Origin of the sequence: Flavobacterium sp. WC2430 (assembly GCF_040822075.1) — a bacterium.
GTDB lineage: Bacteria > Bacteroidota > Bacteroidia > Flavobacteriales > Flavobacteriaceae > Flavobacterium.
This window is the reverse complement of sequence record NZ_CP162007.1, coordinates 3,007,646-3,024,849: the sequence shown is the minus strand read 5'-3', so window position 1 is coordinate 3,024,849 and position 17,204 is coordinate 3,007,646. Positions and strand designations below refer to the sequence as shown.

Below are 17,204 nucleotides of genomic sequence, written 5' to 3'. Positions count from 1 at the left end.
AAATAAACAAAAATTTAATACAAAACATGAAAATGATAGAAACCCTTAAAAAAATAAAATTAGTTTCACTACTAAAAATCACGGTAGTAAAATATGTTATGATTCTTTTAGTTCTAAATTTTTATGATTCAAATGCTCAAACGGGAAGTATCAGTGAACCTGTACGCTATATTGGAGGTATACACATTGATCCATTTACCCATGAAGCTGGTTTACAATATGCTATTGGAGTAGAAAATATTCAAACATTGCGTGCAAACCGTACCCATCCTGAATTAAGTGATGGATACGGCTGGACTTATAATCATGCATCTAATCTGGCTTATTGGAATGGCCAGTTTTATCAACAGTATATAAGTGGAGAAAAGGACGAACACCGAGCACCAGTTCATACCATGTTGATTACTTCAAAGGATGGGAAAAAATGGAGTTTTCCTAAAGAAATTTTCCCTCCTTACAAAGCACCACAAGGCGTAAAAATTCCTGAAGGTTCAACTGGATATATGATGCACCAACGTATGGGGTTTTATGTGGCACCCAATGGTCGCTTGCTTACTTTAGCTTTTTATGGACATACCGAAAATCCATTTAAAGAAAATGGTATCGGGCGCGTTGTACGCGAAATCTATAAAGATGGAACCATGGGCCCTATCTATTTTATTCGATACGACAGCCAAACCAATTGGAATGGATCCAATACTTCCTATCCATTCTATAAAAAATCAAATGACAAAGGATTTCTTGCCGCTTGTGATGCTCTTTTGGATAATAAATTAATGACCTTACAATGGTTTGAAGAAGATAAGGGAGTGGATGGTTTTTATTCTTTTAACAAGGGCGAACAGGCTTTTAACTGGTATAAGCGAAAAGACGGTAAGATTGTTGGACTTTGGAAAAAATCTTTTTCAGCACTTTCTGATGATGGTGGTAAAACCTTTTCGGATCCTGTAAAAGCAAATACTTTGGTAATGTCTGGCGGTAAAATGTGGGGACAACAAACGGATGATGGGAGATATGCAATTTCGTATAATCCAATTGACCAAACACAATATCGTTTTCCATTATCAATTGTTACTAGTGATGACGGAATTATTTATGACAATCTACTTCTTGTTCAACCCGAAGTTCCAGTAAGACGATTTTACGGTATATGGAAGGATTTTGGTCCGTGCTACATGCGTGGAATTACTCCTGGAAATGGGAACCCTCCAGGTACAGATATGTGGATGACCTACAGCATGAATAAGGAAGACATGTGGATATCACGAATTCCAGCACCTATCAAATACAAAGTAAATGTAGATGTTACCGATGATTTTGAAAAAATGGATGTTAATGGCTCCATAATCGATTGGAATATTCATTCTCCAATGTGGGCAAAAGCAAGTTTGATAAAAGAAAACTATGGCAATCACATCTTGCAAATGAATGATGAGGATCCTTATGATTATTGCCGTGCAATACGTGTATTTCAGGAAGGGAAAACAGTTACAGCAAGTTTCAAGGTAAAAGTTGTTGCTACTGATACGACTCAATTTGATATTGATATTGCTGATAAATATGGTAATAGACCAGTACAAATTTCTTTTGATACTGATGGATATATCAAAGCAGCAGCTGGGGCAGCAATGAAACCTTTACTGAAGTTCGATTTAGATAAATGGTATTCTTTTAAAATTGAATATAACACCAATGGCATCGGTAATTATTCAATATCCATCGATGGGAAATTAATAAATGAGAATCTTACTGCAGTAATGGCTGTGAAATCGGTAGAGCGAATTTCATTCAGAACTGGAGCTTATACAGATGTTCCTAACAGGAAGACCCCAAATGAAGTAGATTATCCTCCATTAAAAGGAGCTGATGAAAAACAAAAATTATCATCTTATTTTATTGATGATGTTTTTATTTCAGCAAGAAATTATTAGCACTAAGTAGATATATAGGGATAAGAAAAAAGTAATATTTGGCATTATTGTTAATAGGTATTTTATTTTCAGAAATTAAATACACAAAATTTTCAATTTCTTAAAAGTAAGAAAATTTAAAAATAAACTGTAATTATTAGGTTTACGAACTTATCAAACATTTCAAATTAAACCCATTAAATATTTTAGATAATGAAAAAAATAATTTATTTCGTTTTAGCTCTAATAGTTTTGCCAAATATGGTTGTTGGACAAAATTATAAATTAATGACTTATAATATTCGATATGACAATGCTAGAGACGGAGAAAATCAGTGGTCAAAAAGAAAAGATTATTTATGTGACCAAATTGCTTTTTACAGTCCTGATGTTTTTGGGATTCAAGAAGGATTGTACCATTAAGTGGCTTATATAGACAGCACTTTTGTCGATTATAAATATGCAGGTGTAGGTAGAGATGATGGAATGAAAAAAGGAGAATTCAGTGCTGTTTTTTACAATACAAATAAATTAAAAGCAGTAAAAGAAGGAACTTTCTGGTTGTCTGAAACACCAAATAAAATTTCTGTTGGTTGGGATGCTTCAATGGATCGCATTTGTACTTATGTTTTATTGAAGAATTTAAAAACAAAACAACAATTTTAGGTTTTCAATACTCATTTTGATCACATTGGTGATCAAGCCAGGATTCAAAGCGCTAAACTTATTGTTAATAAGATAAATGAATTCAATACGATGAATTTACCTGTTATTTTAACTGGTGATTTTAATTTAGAACCGACATCTAAACCTATAGAATATCTTTCAACCGTTTTAAACGATTCCAAAACAATAAGTATTGCAAAACCTTTTGGTCCTTCAGGGACTTTTAACGGATTTGTGTTTAACGAACCAGTAAGTAAGAGAATAGATTATATTTTTGCCAGTAAAAAAAATATAAAAGTTCAAAAATTTGCTGTATTAAGTGATTCGAAGGATTCTAAATATCCATCAGATCATTTACCTGTTTTTATTGAGATAGAAATTCCTTAAATTGAATGATGTAATTTTATTAACTTTTACTAAAAAAAAAATATCTTATTATCTCAAGTATTCAAGTTACACAATAAACTTTAGTTTTATTGTGTAACTTTTGTTTTTATAATAGGGAATAATGTCTTTTGATACTTTTTCAAGTTATATTTTTGAATTGGTTAGTGCAATCCTCAATGGGTACATACTATTTTTGGTTTAATTTATTGCAAAAGTTAATTTTTCTTAATACACTACCATTCCTAAAGGTTTCTCAAAAAAAACAAGTTCTTGTTTATTAATTTAATTTTTTTTAAAATTCATACGTTTAAAAATATTTTTTTAGAAGTCAATAATATAATCATATTAATATTTTTTGATGTAATTATTTCTTTAATTTTTTAAGAGAAATAAAATCAAAATCATTTTTTTTTATCGTGAAACTATAACGTTTTATTAAAAAATGTAAAAGTTGTTTGATGTTTAAAATTTTAACATTTATAATTTCTTCATAAACGTGTTTTTATTAATTTCGATTAAATTTTGTTAACGTTTCTGTGCTTTTGAGGTGAATTTTACTTTTTTATTATATCTTAAAATTGCATTAAAATATATCTGAAAAATTAACAAAAAAGGCTTAATCATGAGTTATAAGTCTTATAATTTTATTAAAAATAACCCAACACCTTTTAAAAAATGTTATTGGTCGAAATTATGATATAGTTTATGTGAGGTATCCTTACTTTTAACTTATGATTAACTTATGATTAACTTAAAAAACAATCTATTAACTTAAAAATTAAATTTATGATTCAAAAAGTGCTAAAAGTACTGTTTGTATTATGCTTGTTCAGTTTTCACGGCGTTCAAGCTCAAACAACAGTATCGGGAACAATAACAGATGCCATAAGTAGATTTCCGCTACCTGGGGCAAATGTTAATGTTAAAGGAACAGCAAATGGTGTGTCCTCAGATCTGAATGGGAAATACAGTATTAAAGTACCTAATAAGTCAGCAATATTAGTGTTTACTTATTTAGGTTATGTTGTAAAAGAAGTTACCGTTTCTGGTTCAACAACTGTAAATGTAGCCTTAGTAGAAAATGCAAATCAGTTAGGTGAAGTCGTTGTAACGGCTTTGGGTATTTCTAAAGATCAAAGAAAATTAGGGTATGCTGTAACGACTGTAGGTGGTGATAACCTAGACAAAGCTAGAGAAACGAACGTAGCCAATGGTTTAGCAGGTCGTGTTTCAGGTCTTGTAGTTAGAGGGACCAATAGTGGTGCTGGTGGAACTTCAAAAGTGCTTTTGAGAGGGATATCAGGAATTACTAGTGGAGGTTCTCCTTTATTTGTAATTGATGGTATTCCAATTGATAATACTCAAAGAGGTTCTGCTGGAGAATGGGGTGGAGCGGATCAAGGAGATGGTATTGGTAATATCAATCCTGATGATATTGATAAAATGACTGTTCTTAAAGGGCAATCAGCTTCTGCACTTTATGGATCTAGAGCTGTAAATGGAGTTATTATCATAACTACTAAAAAAGGTAAAAAGGGTGGCGATTACTCTATTACTTATAATTCAAATTTTATGGCCGATGCACCAGTTGATTATACTGATTTTCAAGATCAATACGGTCAAGGTACAGGGGGATCAAAACCTTTGACCGCTGGAGCGGCATTAGCTTCAAACAGAAATTCTTGGGGAGGTAGATTAGATGGTAGTTCAGTAATTGGTTTTGATGGTAAACAATATACATATAGTAAAGCAAAAGAAAGTTATATTGATTTTTATAGAACTGGAACAAACCTTACAAATAGCCTTTCTGTTTCTAAAGGAATGGGGGATGGTGCTTTTCGTTTGTCAGTATCTAATTTAGATTCGAAATCTATTGTGCCAAATAGTGGTCTTAAACGTACTACAATCAATTTAAGTGCGGATCAAAATATTACAAGTAAGTTAAATGTAGCTGCTTCTGTTAATTATACAGATGAAAGTTCAAAAAACAGACCTTTTTTAAGTGATGGTCCTAAAAATCCAAATAACTTTTTATTCTTAGCTCCTAACGTAGATCATAATATTTTTGCTCCAGGTTATGACCCTGTAACTGGTGCGGAAGTTGTTTTTAGCGATGATAATTATGTGACAAATCCTTATTTTATAGTGAATCAAGGTGTTGAAGATCCTACAAGAAAAAGAACCATTTCTGTATTATCAACTAAATATAGCTTTACAGATAATATCTATGCAATGGTAAGATTAGGAAATGATGTTTCTAATGATACAGAATTTAGTGTTAATCCATGGGGATTAGATTATACTACTAATAAAAAAGGAAGTTTAGATAGTAAAGGGCAATCTACTCGTTCAGAGTTAAATTTGGATGGACTTTTTGGTGCTAAATTTAAAATAACGGAAGATTTTTCAGTAGATGCGTTAGCAGGTGCTAATATTAGACAAAATAAATATGAAAGAATTAAAATAGGAGGAGGTCCATTTGTTTTACCTTATTTATATACGCCAAACAATGTAGTTAATATTAATAGAGAATATAACTATACTGGTAGTGAAAGTCACTCTGCGTTTTATTCTTTTGATTTAGGATATAAAAAATATTTAACATTATCTACAACAGGACGTTACGATGTTTATTCTTCATTGTCTTCCGCTGCTTCAACAGAAAATGGAGTATTTACTCCTTCGGTTTCAGGAGCATTTGTTTTTAACGATTTATTACATATTGATGCATTAAATTTCGGTAAATTAAGATTATCATATGCAGTAACAAGTGGTGAAGCAACTCCTTACGCTAATTCTTTGTATTTCAATTCAGGGAATTCATTAGTGAATAATGGAGTAAGTTATGCAACGGGTTCTATTCCATCTACGCTTCCTACTCTTTTAAAACCATTTACAGTAGACGAGGTAGAAGTAGGTTTGGAACTTAGATTTTTCAAAAGTAGGTTAACATTTGATGCTTCTTACTACAAGAAAACATCTCATGATGAGATTTTGAATGCAGAGTATAGTAGATCTACTGGATTTGCTACAGGTGTAGTTGCAAGTGCTTCTATAGAAAATAAAGGGCTAGAAATTGCTGTAACTGGTGTACCAGTAAAAACAGATAATTTTACTTGGACAACTAGTTTAAATACAACAAATTTTAAAAATAAAGTATTAGCTACTAATGCGGATGCCACTCCAATCGTTTTAGGAAGTAACCGTGGAACCCTAGGAAATGCTGTTACAGCTTATGTTGTAGGCGCTGCTGGGCCACAAATCAGAGCATATGATTATGCATACAATGCAGACGGAAGTATTCAAGTTGATGCTGCTGGATTACCAATAAGAGGTGAGTTTAAAAATTTCGGTTCCGTTTTACCAACATTTTATGGTGGATGGAATAATGAATTCAAATACAAAAACTTTAATCTGGCATTCTTAATTGATTTCAACTATGGTAATAAAGTAATTTCTGCAACTGAATACTATTCTCGTATAAGAGGATTGAACCAAGCTACATTAGTTGGGAGAGAAACAGGAGTTACAAATAGTGGAATTACTGCTTCAGCGGAAGATTTCTATCAAGCAGAAGCTCGTAACATTACAAGTACAAGTGTTGTGAGTGGAGATTTCATCAAATTGAGACAATTATCATTTGGATATGCTTTCCCAAAAAGGGTAATGGGTAAAATCTCATTCTTAGAAGGAATTGATATTTCATTTGTAGCTAGAAACCTTGCCATCCTAATGCGTAAAGCGGATAATATTGATCCAGAAAGTAGTTTTGGTTCTAACGTTAAATATTATGGAATTGAAGGGACTAGTTTACCTTCAACAAGGTCTTTTGGTCTAAATGTTAACTTTAAAATAAAATAATTATGACTAAATATATTAAAATATTATTCGTGGTCGTTAGTGGTTTGCTAATTTCATGCGATAGTGATTTCGAACAAATTAATACAGATCCAACTAAAGCGGGTTCAGAAATATTTGATCCAAATCTACTTTTACCAAGAGCTCTTTATGATTATGGACAAAGAACTGTTGGTTACGAAGGTCCAATCTTATTTCAAAGTATGTGGGCTCAACTTTTGGCATCGCCTTCAACAGGAGGAGCTAATTATTATGATGGTGGTGATAAATATGTGACCACTAGTGGTACTTCTGATTATGATCAAAGAATTTGGAATGGCGTTTACACCGCGGCTTCAACAGCAAATCAAATGTCCATATTAGCAACTCAAAAAAACATGCCAAATTTAGCTGCTATTGGAAAAATAGTAAAGATAATGGCTATTTCTTATATCTCAGATGTATACGGTGACGTTCCTTATTCAGAAGCTTTAATGTTAGATCAAGGTGTTTCTCAACCAAAATACGACAAGCAACAAGATTTATATCCTCAAATGTTAGCTGATTTAGATGCTGCAATTATGACTTTGGATGTTTCTAAAGACAAACCAACAAGTGATATTTATTATAGTGGTGATGTAGCGAAATGGCGTTCTTTTGGGTATTCATTGATGTTGAAAATGGCAATGCGATTAACTGCTGCCGATGCTGCAACCGCTAAAACATATGCTGAAAAAGCGGCTGCAGGGGGTGTTTTTGCTTCTGTCGCTGATGAAGCTATTTCTCCTACTGATGATGCTGATGGTTTTGATAATGGTAATGGTGCTTCATTCACTGTATCTGCGGATCTTTATGAAGTTCGCTGGTCAAAAACATTGATTGATTATTTGAAATCAAACAATGACTTGCGTCTTCCTGTTGTAGCCGAAGTTCCAGCTGCGGGACTTACTGCAAATTATTTATATACAGGAGGAAACACAAGTACAACTGCTCAAATAGGTTTTCCTAATGGATATGATACTAAAGGAGGATCTAGAGATGTAAGTTTAGAGCCGAATTATCCTGGTGCTTCAGGTTCAGGTTCTGATGCTGCTGCAATTGGTAATTATTCTAGACCTACTCCTATGTATAGGAATAGAACTACTCCAGTTTTTATTCTTACTTACGCACAAGTACAACTATTAATGGCTGAGGCTGCTGTAAGAGGTTATTCTGTTTCTGGAACTGCTTCTCAATACTTCAATAATGGATTAGTTGGAGCAATGGTAACTTTGAATAAATTTGGTGGAACTCAAATTACAAATGCAGATGCTGTATTTTATGCTGCGGCACACCCTTTGAACATAACTTCAACTGCTGCTTCTTTAAAAATGATTAATGAGCAAATCTGGGCTACAGCTGGTTTAACTGGAAACTGGGTTGAAGCTTGGAATAACTGGAAAAGATCTGATTTTCCTGTTCTTACTCCAGTAAATTACCCTGGAAACTTTAGTTCAGGACAAATTCCTAGAAGGCAAATTTATCCTTCAACAGAAGGAAGTAATAATACTGCCAGTTATACTCAAGCTGTTTCTAACATGGGTGGAGACACTTGGATTACAAAAATGTGGTGGGATAAATAATATTTTGTTTCAGAAAAGTAATTCTGTTAAAAGGAGAGGAAACTCTCCTTTTAACTTTTTAACTAGTTTACTTGCGTATAAAAAAAACTTCTTTTCTATTTAATTTTTTAGAAATTTAGGGGTAATAATTTTTTGTGAATTAATTTTTATTTTAAAAAATATGTTGTTAGAAATCTGTACATCGTCACATCAATCAGCTATAAATGCACAAAATGGCGGAGCACATCGCATTGAATTATGTTCTGAATTAGCTGTGGGAGGCATAACACCTTCATATGGTTTACTTAAAAACGTTTTAGAGGAAGTTGATATACCTGTTCATGTATTAATCCGACCAAGAAGTGGCAATTTCAACTATTCTGATGAGGAATTTAATTGCATGAAAGCGGATATTATTATATGTAGAAAATTAGGTTGTAAAGGTATTGTTTCAGGTGTTTTACACGCTAATAATACAATTGATAATAAAAGAACTCAAGAATTAATTGAATTGTCAAAGCCTTTAGAATTTACCTTTCATAGGGCTTTTGATCAGGTTGAAAATTCTCACAAAGCATTACAAGCACTAATTGATATAGGAGTTACAAGGGTTTTAACGTCAGGAGGTAATAATACAGCTGAAAAAGGTATAGAATATCTTAAAAGTTTAAATGAAATAGCAAAGGATAAACTTATAATACTGCCTGCAGGTGGAATTAATATCGAAAATGCGCGCTTATTTAAAACAGCTGGTTTTAAAGAAATTCATTGTTCAGCTTCATCAATTATTAATAGAATTGAGGTTGTAAAAATCCCAATGAATAATAGTATTTTTTTTGATGAACACATAATTATTCAGTCTGATTATAATAAAATTAAATCTATTTTAGAAAGTATAAATTAGATAATTAAAGTTAAAACGAAAGAATAAGAATTTCAGAGATAAGATTTAGATTCAAATCGTTTTATAAATGGTTTGAACATTATAATATAAAATTAAATTTTTAAAATAATATATATGTCAGCTAGTACTTTATCATCAACTCAGGAAAAAAACACCACATTAATTCCAATTATGATAATTGGGGGATTATTTTTTATTTTTGGATTTGTTACATGGATTAATGGCGCATTAATTCCATTTATGAAAACCATAAACGAATTAACTTCGGCGCAATCTCTTTTGGTCGCCTCAGCATCTTATATTTCTTTTGTCATTATGGCTTTACCTGCTTCTTATATTTTATCAAAGGTTGGTTATAAAAAAGGAATGTCATTAGGTTTGTTTATAATGGGATTTGGCGCTTTAGTTTTTATACCAGCAGCCGAAGCAAGAACATATTGGATGTTTTTATCAGGTATTTTTATTCAAGGGGCAGGGATGACTTTATTACAAACGGCATCAAATCCATACATAACTATTTTAGGGCCTATTGAAAGTGCCGCTAAACGCATTTCAATAATGGGAATTGCTAATAAAGTAGCAGGAGCTTTAGGTTCTCTTGTTTTTGGAGCCATTTTATTATCTGGTATTGATGAGGTTAAAGAGAAATTAAATGTAGTAGATGCTAGCGAAAAGACACAATTACTAGATACAATGGCCGATAGTGTGGTTATTCCTTATTTAGTAATGGCAATTGTTTTATTTGTGTTAGGTGTTTTGATAAGAAAGGCTCCCTTACCTGATGTGGAAGCGGAACCAATAAAAAAAGTAAATGATGGAGAAACCACACAAACAAGTATTTTTCAGTTTCCTCACTTATGGTTAGGGGTATTAACACTTTTCATGTATGTTGGTGTTGAAGTTATTGCTGGTGATACAATTATTGCGTATGGTATTTCTTTAGGATTTCCTGTCGCTGATGCTAAATTTTTCACCACTTTTACCTTAATGGCTATGGTAGCAACTTATACATTGGGTGTTTTTTTAATTCCAAAATACATTACTCAAGCTTTAGCATTAAGAATAAGTGCCATTTTAGGCATTGTTCTTTCCTTTTGCATTGTGTTTTCTTCTGGATTTGCATCCATTTTATTTGTTGCTGCACTAGGAATTGCAAATGCTTTAATATGGCCAGCAATATGGCCTTTAACATTAAATGGTTTAGGAAAATTTACAAAAACAGCTTCGGCATTGTTAATTATGGCAATTTCTGGAGGAGCTATAATTCCACCTTTATATGGTAAGTTGGTAGATTCTAATAAAGCCCAATTTATTGCTCAAGGAATGAATGAGGCTTTAGCTACGGCTACGGCATCTACTAAGGGATATTGGATTTTATTGCCTTGTTATATTATAATTTTATATTATGCCATAGCAGGTCATAAGGTAGGTTTAAAGAATAAGTAAAAATAAAAACAGTGCTTTAATTTAATTGAATTTATTTTAAGTTTAGTTTTTGTAATTTTATGATTTTGGTTAGTACATCATTTATTTTAATATAAGAAATATGAAAAAAGTTTGGTTTTTTATAGGCACAAGTTTATTGGTTTTATCACCTGTTTTTTCACAGCAGACAAAGTTATTTTCTTTGTTAGCTTCAAATGATACAGGGATTACTTTTAATAATCTACTTCCAGAATCTCCGCAACTTAATATTATTACCTATGAATATTTTTATAATGGAGGCGGAGTTGCATCGGGTGATTTCAATAACGATGGATTGATTGATTTGTATTTTACTTCTAATCTTCAACCTAATAAATTATACATCAACCAAGGGAATTTAAAGTTTAACGATGTTACAAAAAAAGCAGGCGTTACAGGACGAAGAGGTTGGAAAACAGGAGTTAGTGTAGCCGATGTAAATGGAGATGGCTGGTTGGATATTTATGTTAGTTATTCAGGTGATGTGGAACCCGAAATGAGAAGAAATCAATTGTTTATCAATAACGGACCTTCAGCTAATGGTGAAATTACATTCAAAGACAAAGCAGTAGAGATGGGTGTTGCTGATGAGGGACATTCTACACAGGCTGCTTTTTTTGATTATGATAATGATGGTGATTTAGATCTTTATGTTTTGAATCATAATATTAAACAACTTCGTAATTTTGACGCTTCTTTTGTAAAAAAAATGATTGATCCTGATGCGGGTGACCGTTTGTATCGCAATGATAACAATCATTTTACAGATGTTACTGCTCAGGCCAATATTCTTTCAAATCCCATTGGATATGGTTTGTCAGTAATTGTGAGCGATATCAATAATGACGGCTGGGCTGATTTGTATGTTTCTAATGATTATGTAGAAGAAGATTATTTATACATCAATAATGGAGATGGCACTTTTACAGATCATTTAAAAGATGAAATAGGACACATATCTAACTTTTCAATGGGAGCTGATATAGCCGATATTAATAATGATGGTTGGCCAGATATTTACACTTTAGATATGCTTCCTGCCGATAATAAAAGACAAAAATTATTATATGCTCCAGACAATTATGAACTCTATAAAAACACATTACAAAATGGATTTTACCATCAGTTAATGCGTAATATGTTACAAGTAAATAATGGAAATAACACCTTTAGCGAGACGGGACAGTTAAGTGGGATCTCGAATACAGATTGGAGCTGGTCTGCTCTATTTGCTGATTTTAACAATGATGGGAACAAAGATTTATTTGTCTCCAATGGTTATGCAAAAGACATGATTAATAGAGATTTTGTTAAGTTTTATGCTAATGAACGATTGAAACACCTTAAAGGTGAAACCGAAGACAATATGTTTCAAATGTTGAAAGGAGTTCCCTCAACACCGCTTCATAATTATGTTTTTGAAAATAAAGGAAATCTTCAATTTAAAGATGTGTCAATGGAATGGGGACTCGAAGATGAAAACTTTTCTCATGGTGCGGTTTATACTGACCTTGATAACGATGGTGATCTTGATTTAGTTGTTAATCGAATGAATGATGTTGCAGCGGTTTATAGAAATAATGCAGTTGAGATGGGAAATGCAGGGCATTATGTGAATATTGGTTTACAAATGCTTGGACAAAATAGAAATGCTTTGGGTGCTAAGGTCAAAGTATTCACCCCCAAAGGAACTATAACTCAAGAAAATTATCCAGTGCATGGATTTCAAAGTTCAATGCAACAACCGATGCATTTAGGGATTCCATCTGCTACAATTGATTCTATTTCAATTTATTGGCCTGATGGAAAAATACAGACGATAAATAAGGATATTACAGCAAATAAATCCTTTGTCGTAAAATATGAAGATACCAATACGGCTATAAATACGGCTCAGGAAATTAAAAAAACAGTTTTTACTTCAGTAAGCAATACTATTCCTTTTAATCATTTAGAGCAAGAAACCAATGATTTTAAAGTACAACCTTTAATGCCAAATATGCTGTCCTATAGTGGCCCTCGTATAACAAAAGGGGATATTAATAAGGATGATTTAGAAGATATTTTTATTGGAGGGGCAAAAGGGCAGGCAGGTCAATTAGTATTGCAACAACCCAACGGGGAATTTATGGCTTACAATCAAAAAGATTTTGATACTGATCGTGCTTCTGAAGATGTAGATGCTTTATTTTTTGATGCTGATAACGATGGTGATTTAGATCTATATGTGGTAAGTGGAGGATATGCTTTTAGTGAAAAAGACCCTGCATTACAAGATCGATTGTACATTAATACAAATGGCGTTTTTGAAAGAAAAGAAAATGCATTACCTCCTGAATCAAATAGCGGTTCTTGTGTAAAGGCTGCGGACGTTGATGGAGATGGGGATTTAGACTTATTTGTTGGGAGCAGAGTAGTGCCAGGTAGATATCCTGAAGCTCCAGCAAATATGTTGTTAATAAATGACGGCAAGGGCGTTTTTACGAATCAAATTGCAGCTTTTGCTCCAGCATTAGAACATGTTGGAATGATTACTGATGCTTTGTGGGATGATATCAATAAAGACGGCAAACCAGAATTGATTGTTTGTGGGGAATGGATGAAAATTAGTTGTTTTGAAAACAAAAATGGAAAACTAGTAGACGCCACACAAAAATACTTTCCTCAATCTTTAGATGGCTGGTGGAATAGATTGGCTTTGGCTGATTTAGATGGAGATGGAGATCTTGATTTGGTTGCTGGAAATTGGGGTGACAATAGCCAAATTCATGTAAATGAAAAAGAACCTGCAACACTTTGTTATGGTGATTTTGATAAAAATGGCTCGATTGATCCATTTATTTCCTGCTATGTACAAGGAAAATCTTACCCTATGGCTAGCAGAGATGAATTTACGGATCAAATTGTTAGTTTTCGTCAGCGGTTTCCAAATTATGAATCCTATTCTGATGCTACTATTTCCGAAATTTTGTCTCCCGAGCAATTGAAGTCCGCAAAGGAATTAAAGGCCAGTACTTTTGAGACCCTTTGGTTTGAGAACAAGAATGGCGTTTTTATAAAGCACAGTTTACCTGTTCAGGCAAATTATGCACCTGTTTATGCTATTGGATTAAATGACTACAATAATGATGGGAAAATTGATATTTTATTGGGGGGTAATATTGAAAAAACAAGACTAAAAATCGGAAAAATTGATGCCAACTATGGTGTTTTATTAACAGGAGATGGCAAAGGTAATTTTACTTACGTTCCCCAGTTAAGTTCTGGTTTAAAAGTAAATGGATGTGTTAAGGATATTATTTCTCTTGACGCAAATGGTAGAAAAAGAATCATTTTTGGTGTAAACAATCAAATACCAGAGGTATACAATTATTAATAAAAAACTATGAAAAAAATCTATATCATTTTAAGCATCATTTTGGTAGGAGCTACAACTTTTTCACAAAATAAGGAGTTCTCTTCAAATGACTATGTATCTGCTTTAAAAAAAGTAACAGATGTAATGGTAAATGACGTAACCTCGCCTGTCGCGGCAGCAAGATATTATTCGTATGTTACTCTTGGTTCAAATGAAGCTACTTCATTATTTTATAATTCTAAAAATTCATTTGCACCATCAATAAATCAATTTAAGAAAATTGAAGTACCAAATGAACTTATCGCAAAAAGTAATGCTTCTTTTGCGACCGTATTTGCGGTATTCAAAATGGCTGAAAAACTTTTACCATCAGGCTATTTGTTTGCAACAGAAGCCAATTCTTTAAAGGAATTAGCTATAAAAAGAGGTATTTCTAAAGAACAAGTAGAATACACTGCTAAGCTGGTAGAATTGGTTGTAAATCAAATGATGGAATATGTAAAAGCGGATGGATTTAGCAAACTAAGTAGTTATAAGAAATATACTCCTACAGAAGGAGATGGATATTGGCAACCTACAGGTCCTGGATATATGATGGCTATTGAGCCAAATTGGTTTCAAATTAGACCTTTTTACCTAGTGTCATGTGATCAATTTAAGCCAGCACCACCTTCGCCGTTTGATTTAACAAAGACTTCTTCTTTTTACATACAATTGAATGAAGTTTATAAAGTTGTAAATAAATTATCCAAAAAACAACGCGCTATTGCTAGTTTTTGGGATTGTAATCCTTTTATTTTAAATCAAATTGGGCATGTTGAATTTGGTCTAAAGAAAATTTCTCCAGGCGGACATTGGATGGGCATTACTGGAATTGCCTGTTTGAAAAAAGGAACTAGCTTGACACAAACAGCCTTCATTCATTGCAGCGTGGCAATTACTTTGTCTGATGCTTTTATAAGTTGTTGGGACGAAAAATACAGAAGCAATAGAATAAGGCCAGAAACGGCTATCAACAAATGGATTGATAAACGTTGGAAATCAGTTTTACAAACACCTCCATTTCCAGAATATACCTCAGGCCACAGTGTGATTTCGACAGCTGCCGCAACGGTGTTGACACAAATTTTGGGAACTAATTTCTCATTTACTGATACTACTGAATTAGAGTTTGGTTTGTCCCAAAGAAAATTCAAATCATTTTTACAGGCTTCACAAGAAGCAGCTATTTCTAGATTATATGGAGGAATTCATTATAGGGATGCAATTGAAAAAGGGGTTTTACAAGGAAGTCAAATTGGAAAATACATTGGGGATAAAATATTGAAATCGGATAAGATGAATGTCGATTTTATAAAATAATTTGTATAATTTTTTAATCCAAATAATAAATAATGCATTTAAAATTAAAATACTCATTGCTTTTATTAGTACTTGGGTATATGTCGTTACCTCTGTACCAAAAAATCCAACAGCGACCCATATAAAGCAGCAATATATTGCTATAGAACCGGTAACAACAAATAGTCATGCTTCTACTCTTGTGGAGTTAAAACCAAATGAGTTACTAGCTGCTTGGTTTGGAGGAAAATATGAAGGAGCTAAAGATGTAGGGATTTATGTATCAAATTATAAAGATGAAAAGTGGTCTAGTCCAAAATGTTTGATCCAAATGGAAAAACCAGTCAAATTGACCACCCTATTCCAGTGCAAATTGACCACCACTTTCCAGTGCAAATTGACCACCTGATTTTGGGGTACAATTGACCATTAAAAACTACTAACTTTTTCATGTTGTTAGCACCATACATTCGTTAAAAAAATACGGATTATGGCAAACAAAATAACAGACATGAGTAAAATTAGAAAAGCAATTAAATTCTACTGTAACGGAAAAAGTAAGTTGTTCATAAGTAAGTACTTATCCCTTTCCAGGAATACGGTAAAGAAGTATATTTCTTTATTTGAAGTGCTAGGATTAAGTTTTGAAATAATTAACGAAAAAACAGATGCCGAGTTAGAACTTTTGTTCTCACACACTACTGTGGAATCAATTAGTCCCAAACTGCAGATTCTATATGATTTTTTTCCTAAAATGGAACGCGAACTAAAAAAAGTTGGCGTTACCATACAACATATGTGGGAGCAATATATTGCACTAAATCTTAATGGTTACAGAAGCTTACAATTTGGATATCATTATAAAACATGGAGCAAACGAGTCAATCCAGTGATGCACATGAATCACAAAGCTGGTGATAAAATGTATGTGGATTATGCTGGAAAAACACTCTCCATTATTGATAAAGACACGGGAGAAATCAAAGAAGTACAATTTTTTGTAGCCATATTGGGAGCCAGTCAATACACCTATGCCGAAGCTTCTATGAGCCAACAAAAGGAAGATTTTGTTACATCGGTAGAAAATGCCATGCATTTTTTTGAAGGTACACCTGCGGCAATTGTTCCCGATAATTTAAAATCAGCAGTAATAAAAAGTAGTCGTTTTGAACCCACAATTAATGAAACCCTGGCTGATTTAGCCGAACATTACCAAACTACAATCTTGCCTGCCAGGGCTTACAAACCAAGAGATAAGTCATTGGTTGAAGGAGCTGTTAAGATATTGTATCGAAGGATTTATGTAAATCTAAAAGAAACTAAATTCTTTTCTCTGGAAGAATTAAACCAGCAAATATGGGATTTATTAGATGGAATAACTACAAAATTTGTGACTAATTTTGTGTCCCATTGTGTCTATGTGTCTCTCTGTGTGTCATAATTTCGCCAAAAAAAAATCCAATAAGGAAAATTATTTTCGTGGTACAATAATGGTACAAAAAGGAACAAACTATCTGCAAATAAAGCTAAATAAACAGAAAGAAGAATCCCAGTTAAAATGCCGTTTTATGACATTTTAACTGGGATTCTTTGTTTTATTTTGTGATGTTTTGTGAAACCTATTTCCCGATACAAAAAATACAAAAAAAAGAAAAAATATCAATAATTTAAGAAAATAGAAAAACGAAAAAAACCTTGATATACAAGGGTTTTAGTGTGTTTTGTTTTGTGATATT

General features: G+C 32.7%; 12 protein-coding genes. All 12 read left to right on the top strand.

Annotated elements, in window-relative coordinates:
- Nucleotides 1–26 precede the first annotated feature (26 nt).
- The 12 genes from AB3G36_RS13195 (at nucleotide 27) to istA (ending at nucleotide 16,909) form a co-directional block, all read left to right on the top strand.
- On the top strand, nucleotides 27–1,931 hold the full coding sequence (locus AB3G36_RS13195; RefSeq protein ID WP_367753485.1) for a six-hairpin glycosidase: 1,905 nt from the start codon (nucleotides 27–29) through the stop codon (nucleotides 1,929–1,931).
- Between the two features lie 192 nt (nucleotides 1,932–2,123).
- Complete coding sequence (locus AB3G36_RS13190) at nucleotides 2,124–2,333, top strand: hypothetical protein (protein WP_367753484.1); 210 nt, start codon at nucleotides 2,124–2,126, stop codon at nucleotides 2,331–2,333.
- Nucleotides 2,334–2,576: a hypothetical protein gene (locus tag AB3G36_RS13185; RefSeq protein ID WP_367753482.1), complete on the top strand. Its 243-nt coding sequence runs from the start codon at nucleotides 2,334–2,336 to the stop codon at nucleotides 2,574–2,576.
- Nucleotides 2,577–2,600: 24 nt separating this feature from the next.
- On the top strand, nucleotides 2,601–2,963 hold the full coding sequence (locus AB3G36_RS13180; RefSeq protein WP_367757937.1) for an endonuclease/exonuclease/phosphatase family protein: 363 nt from the start codon (nucleotides 2,601–2,603) through the stop codon (nucleotides 2,961–2,963).
- Nucleotides 2,964–3,749: 786 nt separating this feature from the next.
- Nucleotides 3,750–6,824: a SusC/RagA family TonB-linked outer membrane protein gene (locus tag AB3G36_RS13175; protein WP_367753480.1), complete on the top strand. Its 3,075-nt coding sequence runs from the start codon at nucleotides 3,750–3,752 to the stop codon at nucleotides 6,822–6,824.
- A 2-nt stretch (nucleotides 6,825–6,826) separates the two neighbouring features.
- Nucleotides 6,827–8,422 (top strand): SusD/RagB family nutrient-binding outer membrane lipoprotein, encoded by a 1,596-nt coding sequence (locus tag AB3G36_RS13170; RefSeq protein WP_367753478.1) that lies wholly within the window; start codon nucleotides 6,827–6,829, stop codon nucleotides 8,420–8,422.
- Between the two features lie 160 nt (nucleotides 8,423–8,582).
- Entirely contained in the window at nucleotides 8,583–9,305 is a 723-nt protein-coding gene (locus AB3G36_RS13165; RefSeq protein ID WP_367753476.1) for a copper homeostasis protein CutC, read from the top strand.
- Nucleotides 9,306–9,419: 114 nt separating this feature from the next.
- On the top strand, nucleotides 9,420–10,751 hold the full coding sequence (locus AB3G36_RS13160; RefSeq protein WP_367753474.1) for a sugar MFS transporter: 1,332 nt from the start codon (nucleotides 9,420–9,422) through the stop codon (nucleotides 10,749–10,751).
- A gap of 100 nt (nucleotides 10,752–10,851) precedes the next feature.
- Entirely contained in the window at nucleotides 10,852–14,145 is a 3,294-nt protein-coding gene (locus AB3G36_RS13155; RefSeq protein WP_367753472.1) for a VCBS repeat-containing protein, read from the top strand.
- Nucleotides 14,146–14,154: 9 nt separating this feature from the next.
- Nucleotides 14,155–15,489 (top strand): vanadium-dependent haloperoxidase, encoded by a 1,335-nt coding sequence (locus AB3G36_RS13150; RefSeq protein WP_367753470.1) that lies wholly within the window; start codon nucleotides 14,155–14,157, stop codon nucleotides 15,487–15,489.
- A 1-nt stretch (nucleotide 15,490) separates the two neighbouring features.
- Nucleotides 15,491–15,877 (top strand): exo-alpha-sialidase, encoded by a 387-nt coding sequence (locus tag AB3G36_RS13145; protein ID WP_367753468.1) that lies wholly within the window; start codon nucleotides 15,491–15,493, stop codon nucleotides 15,875–15,877.
- Nucleotides 15,878–15,958: 81 nt separating this feature from the next.
- Nucleotides 15,959–16,909, top strand: a complete 951-nt coding sequence (gene istA / locus AB3G36_RS13140; protein WP_367753466.1) for an IS21 family transposase — start codon at nucleotides 15,959–15,961, stop codon at nucleotides 16,907–16,909.
- Nucleotides 16,910–17,204: the final 295 nt, after the last annotated feature.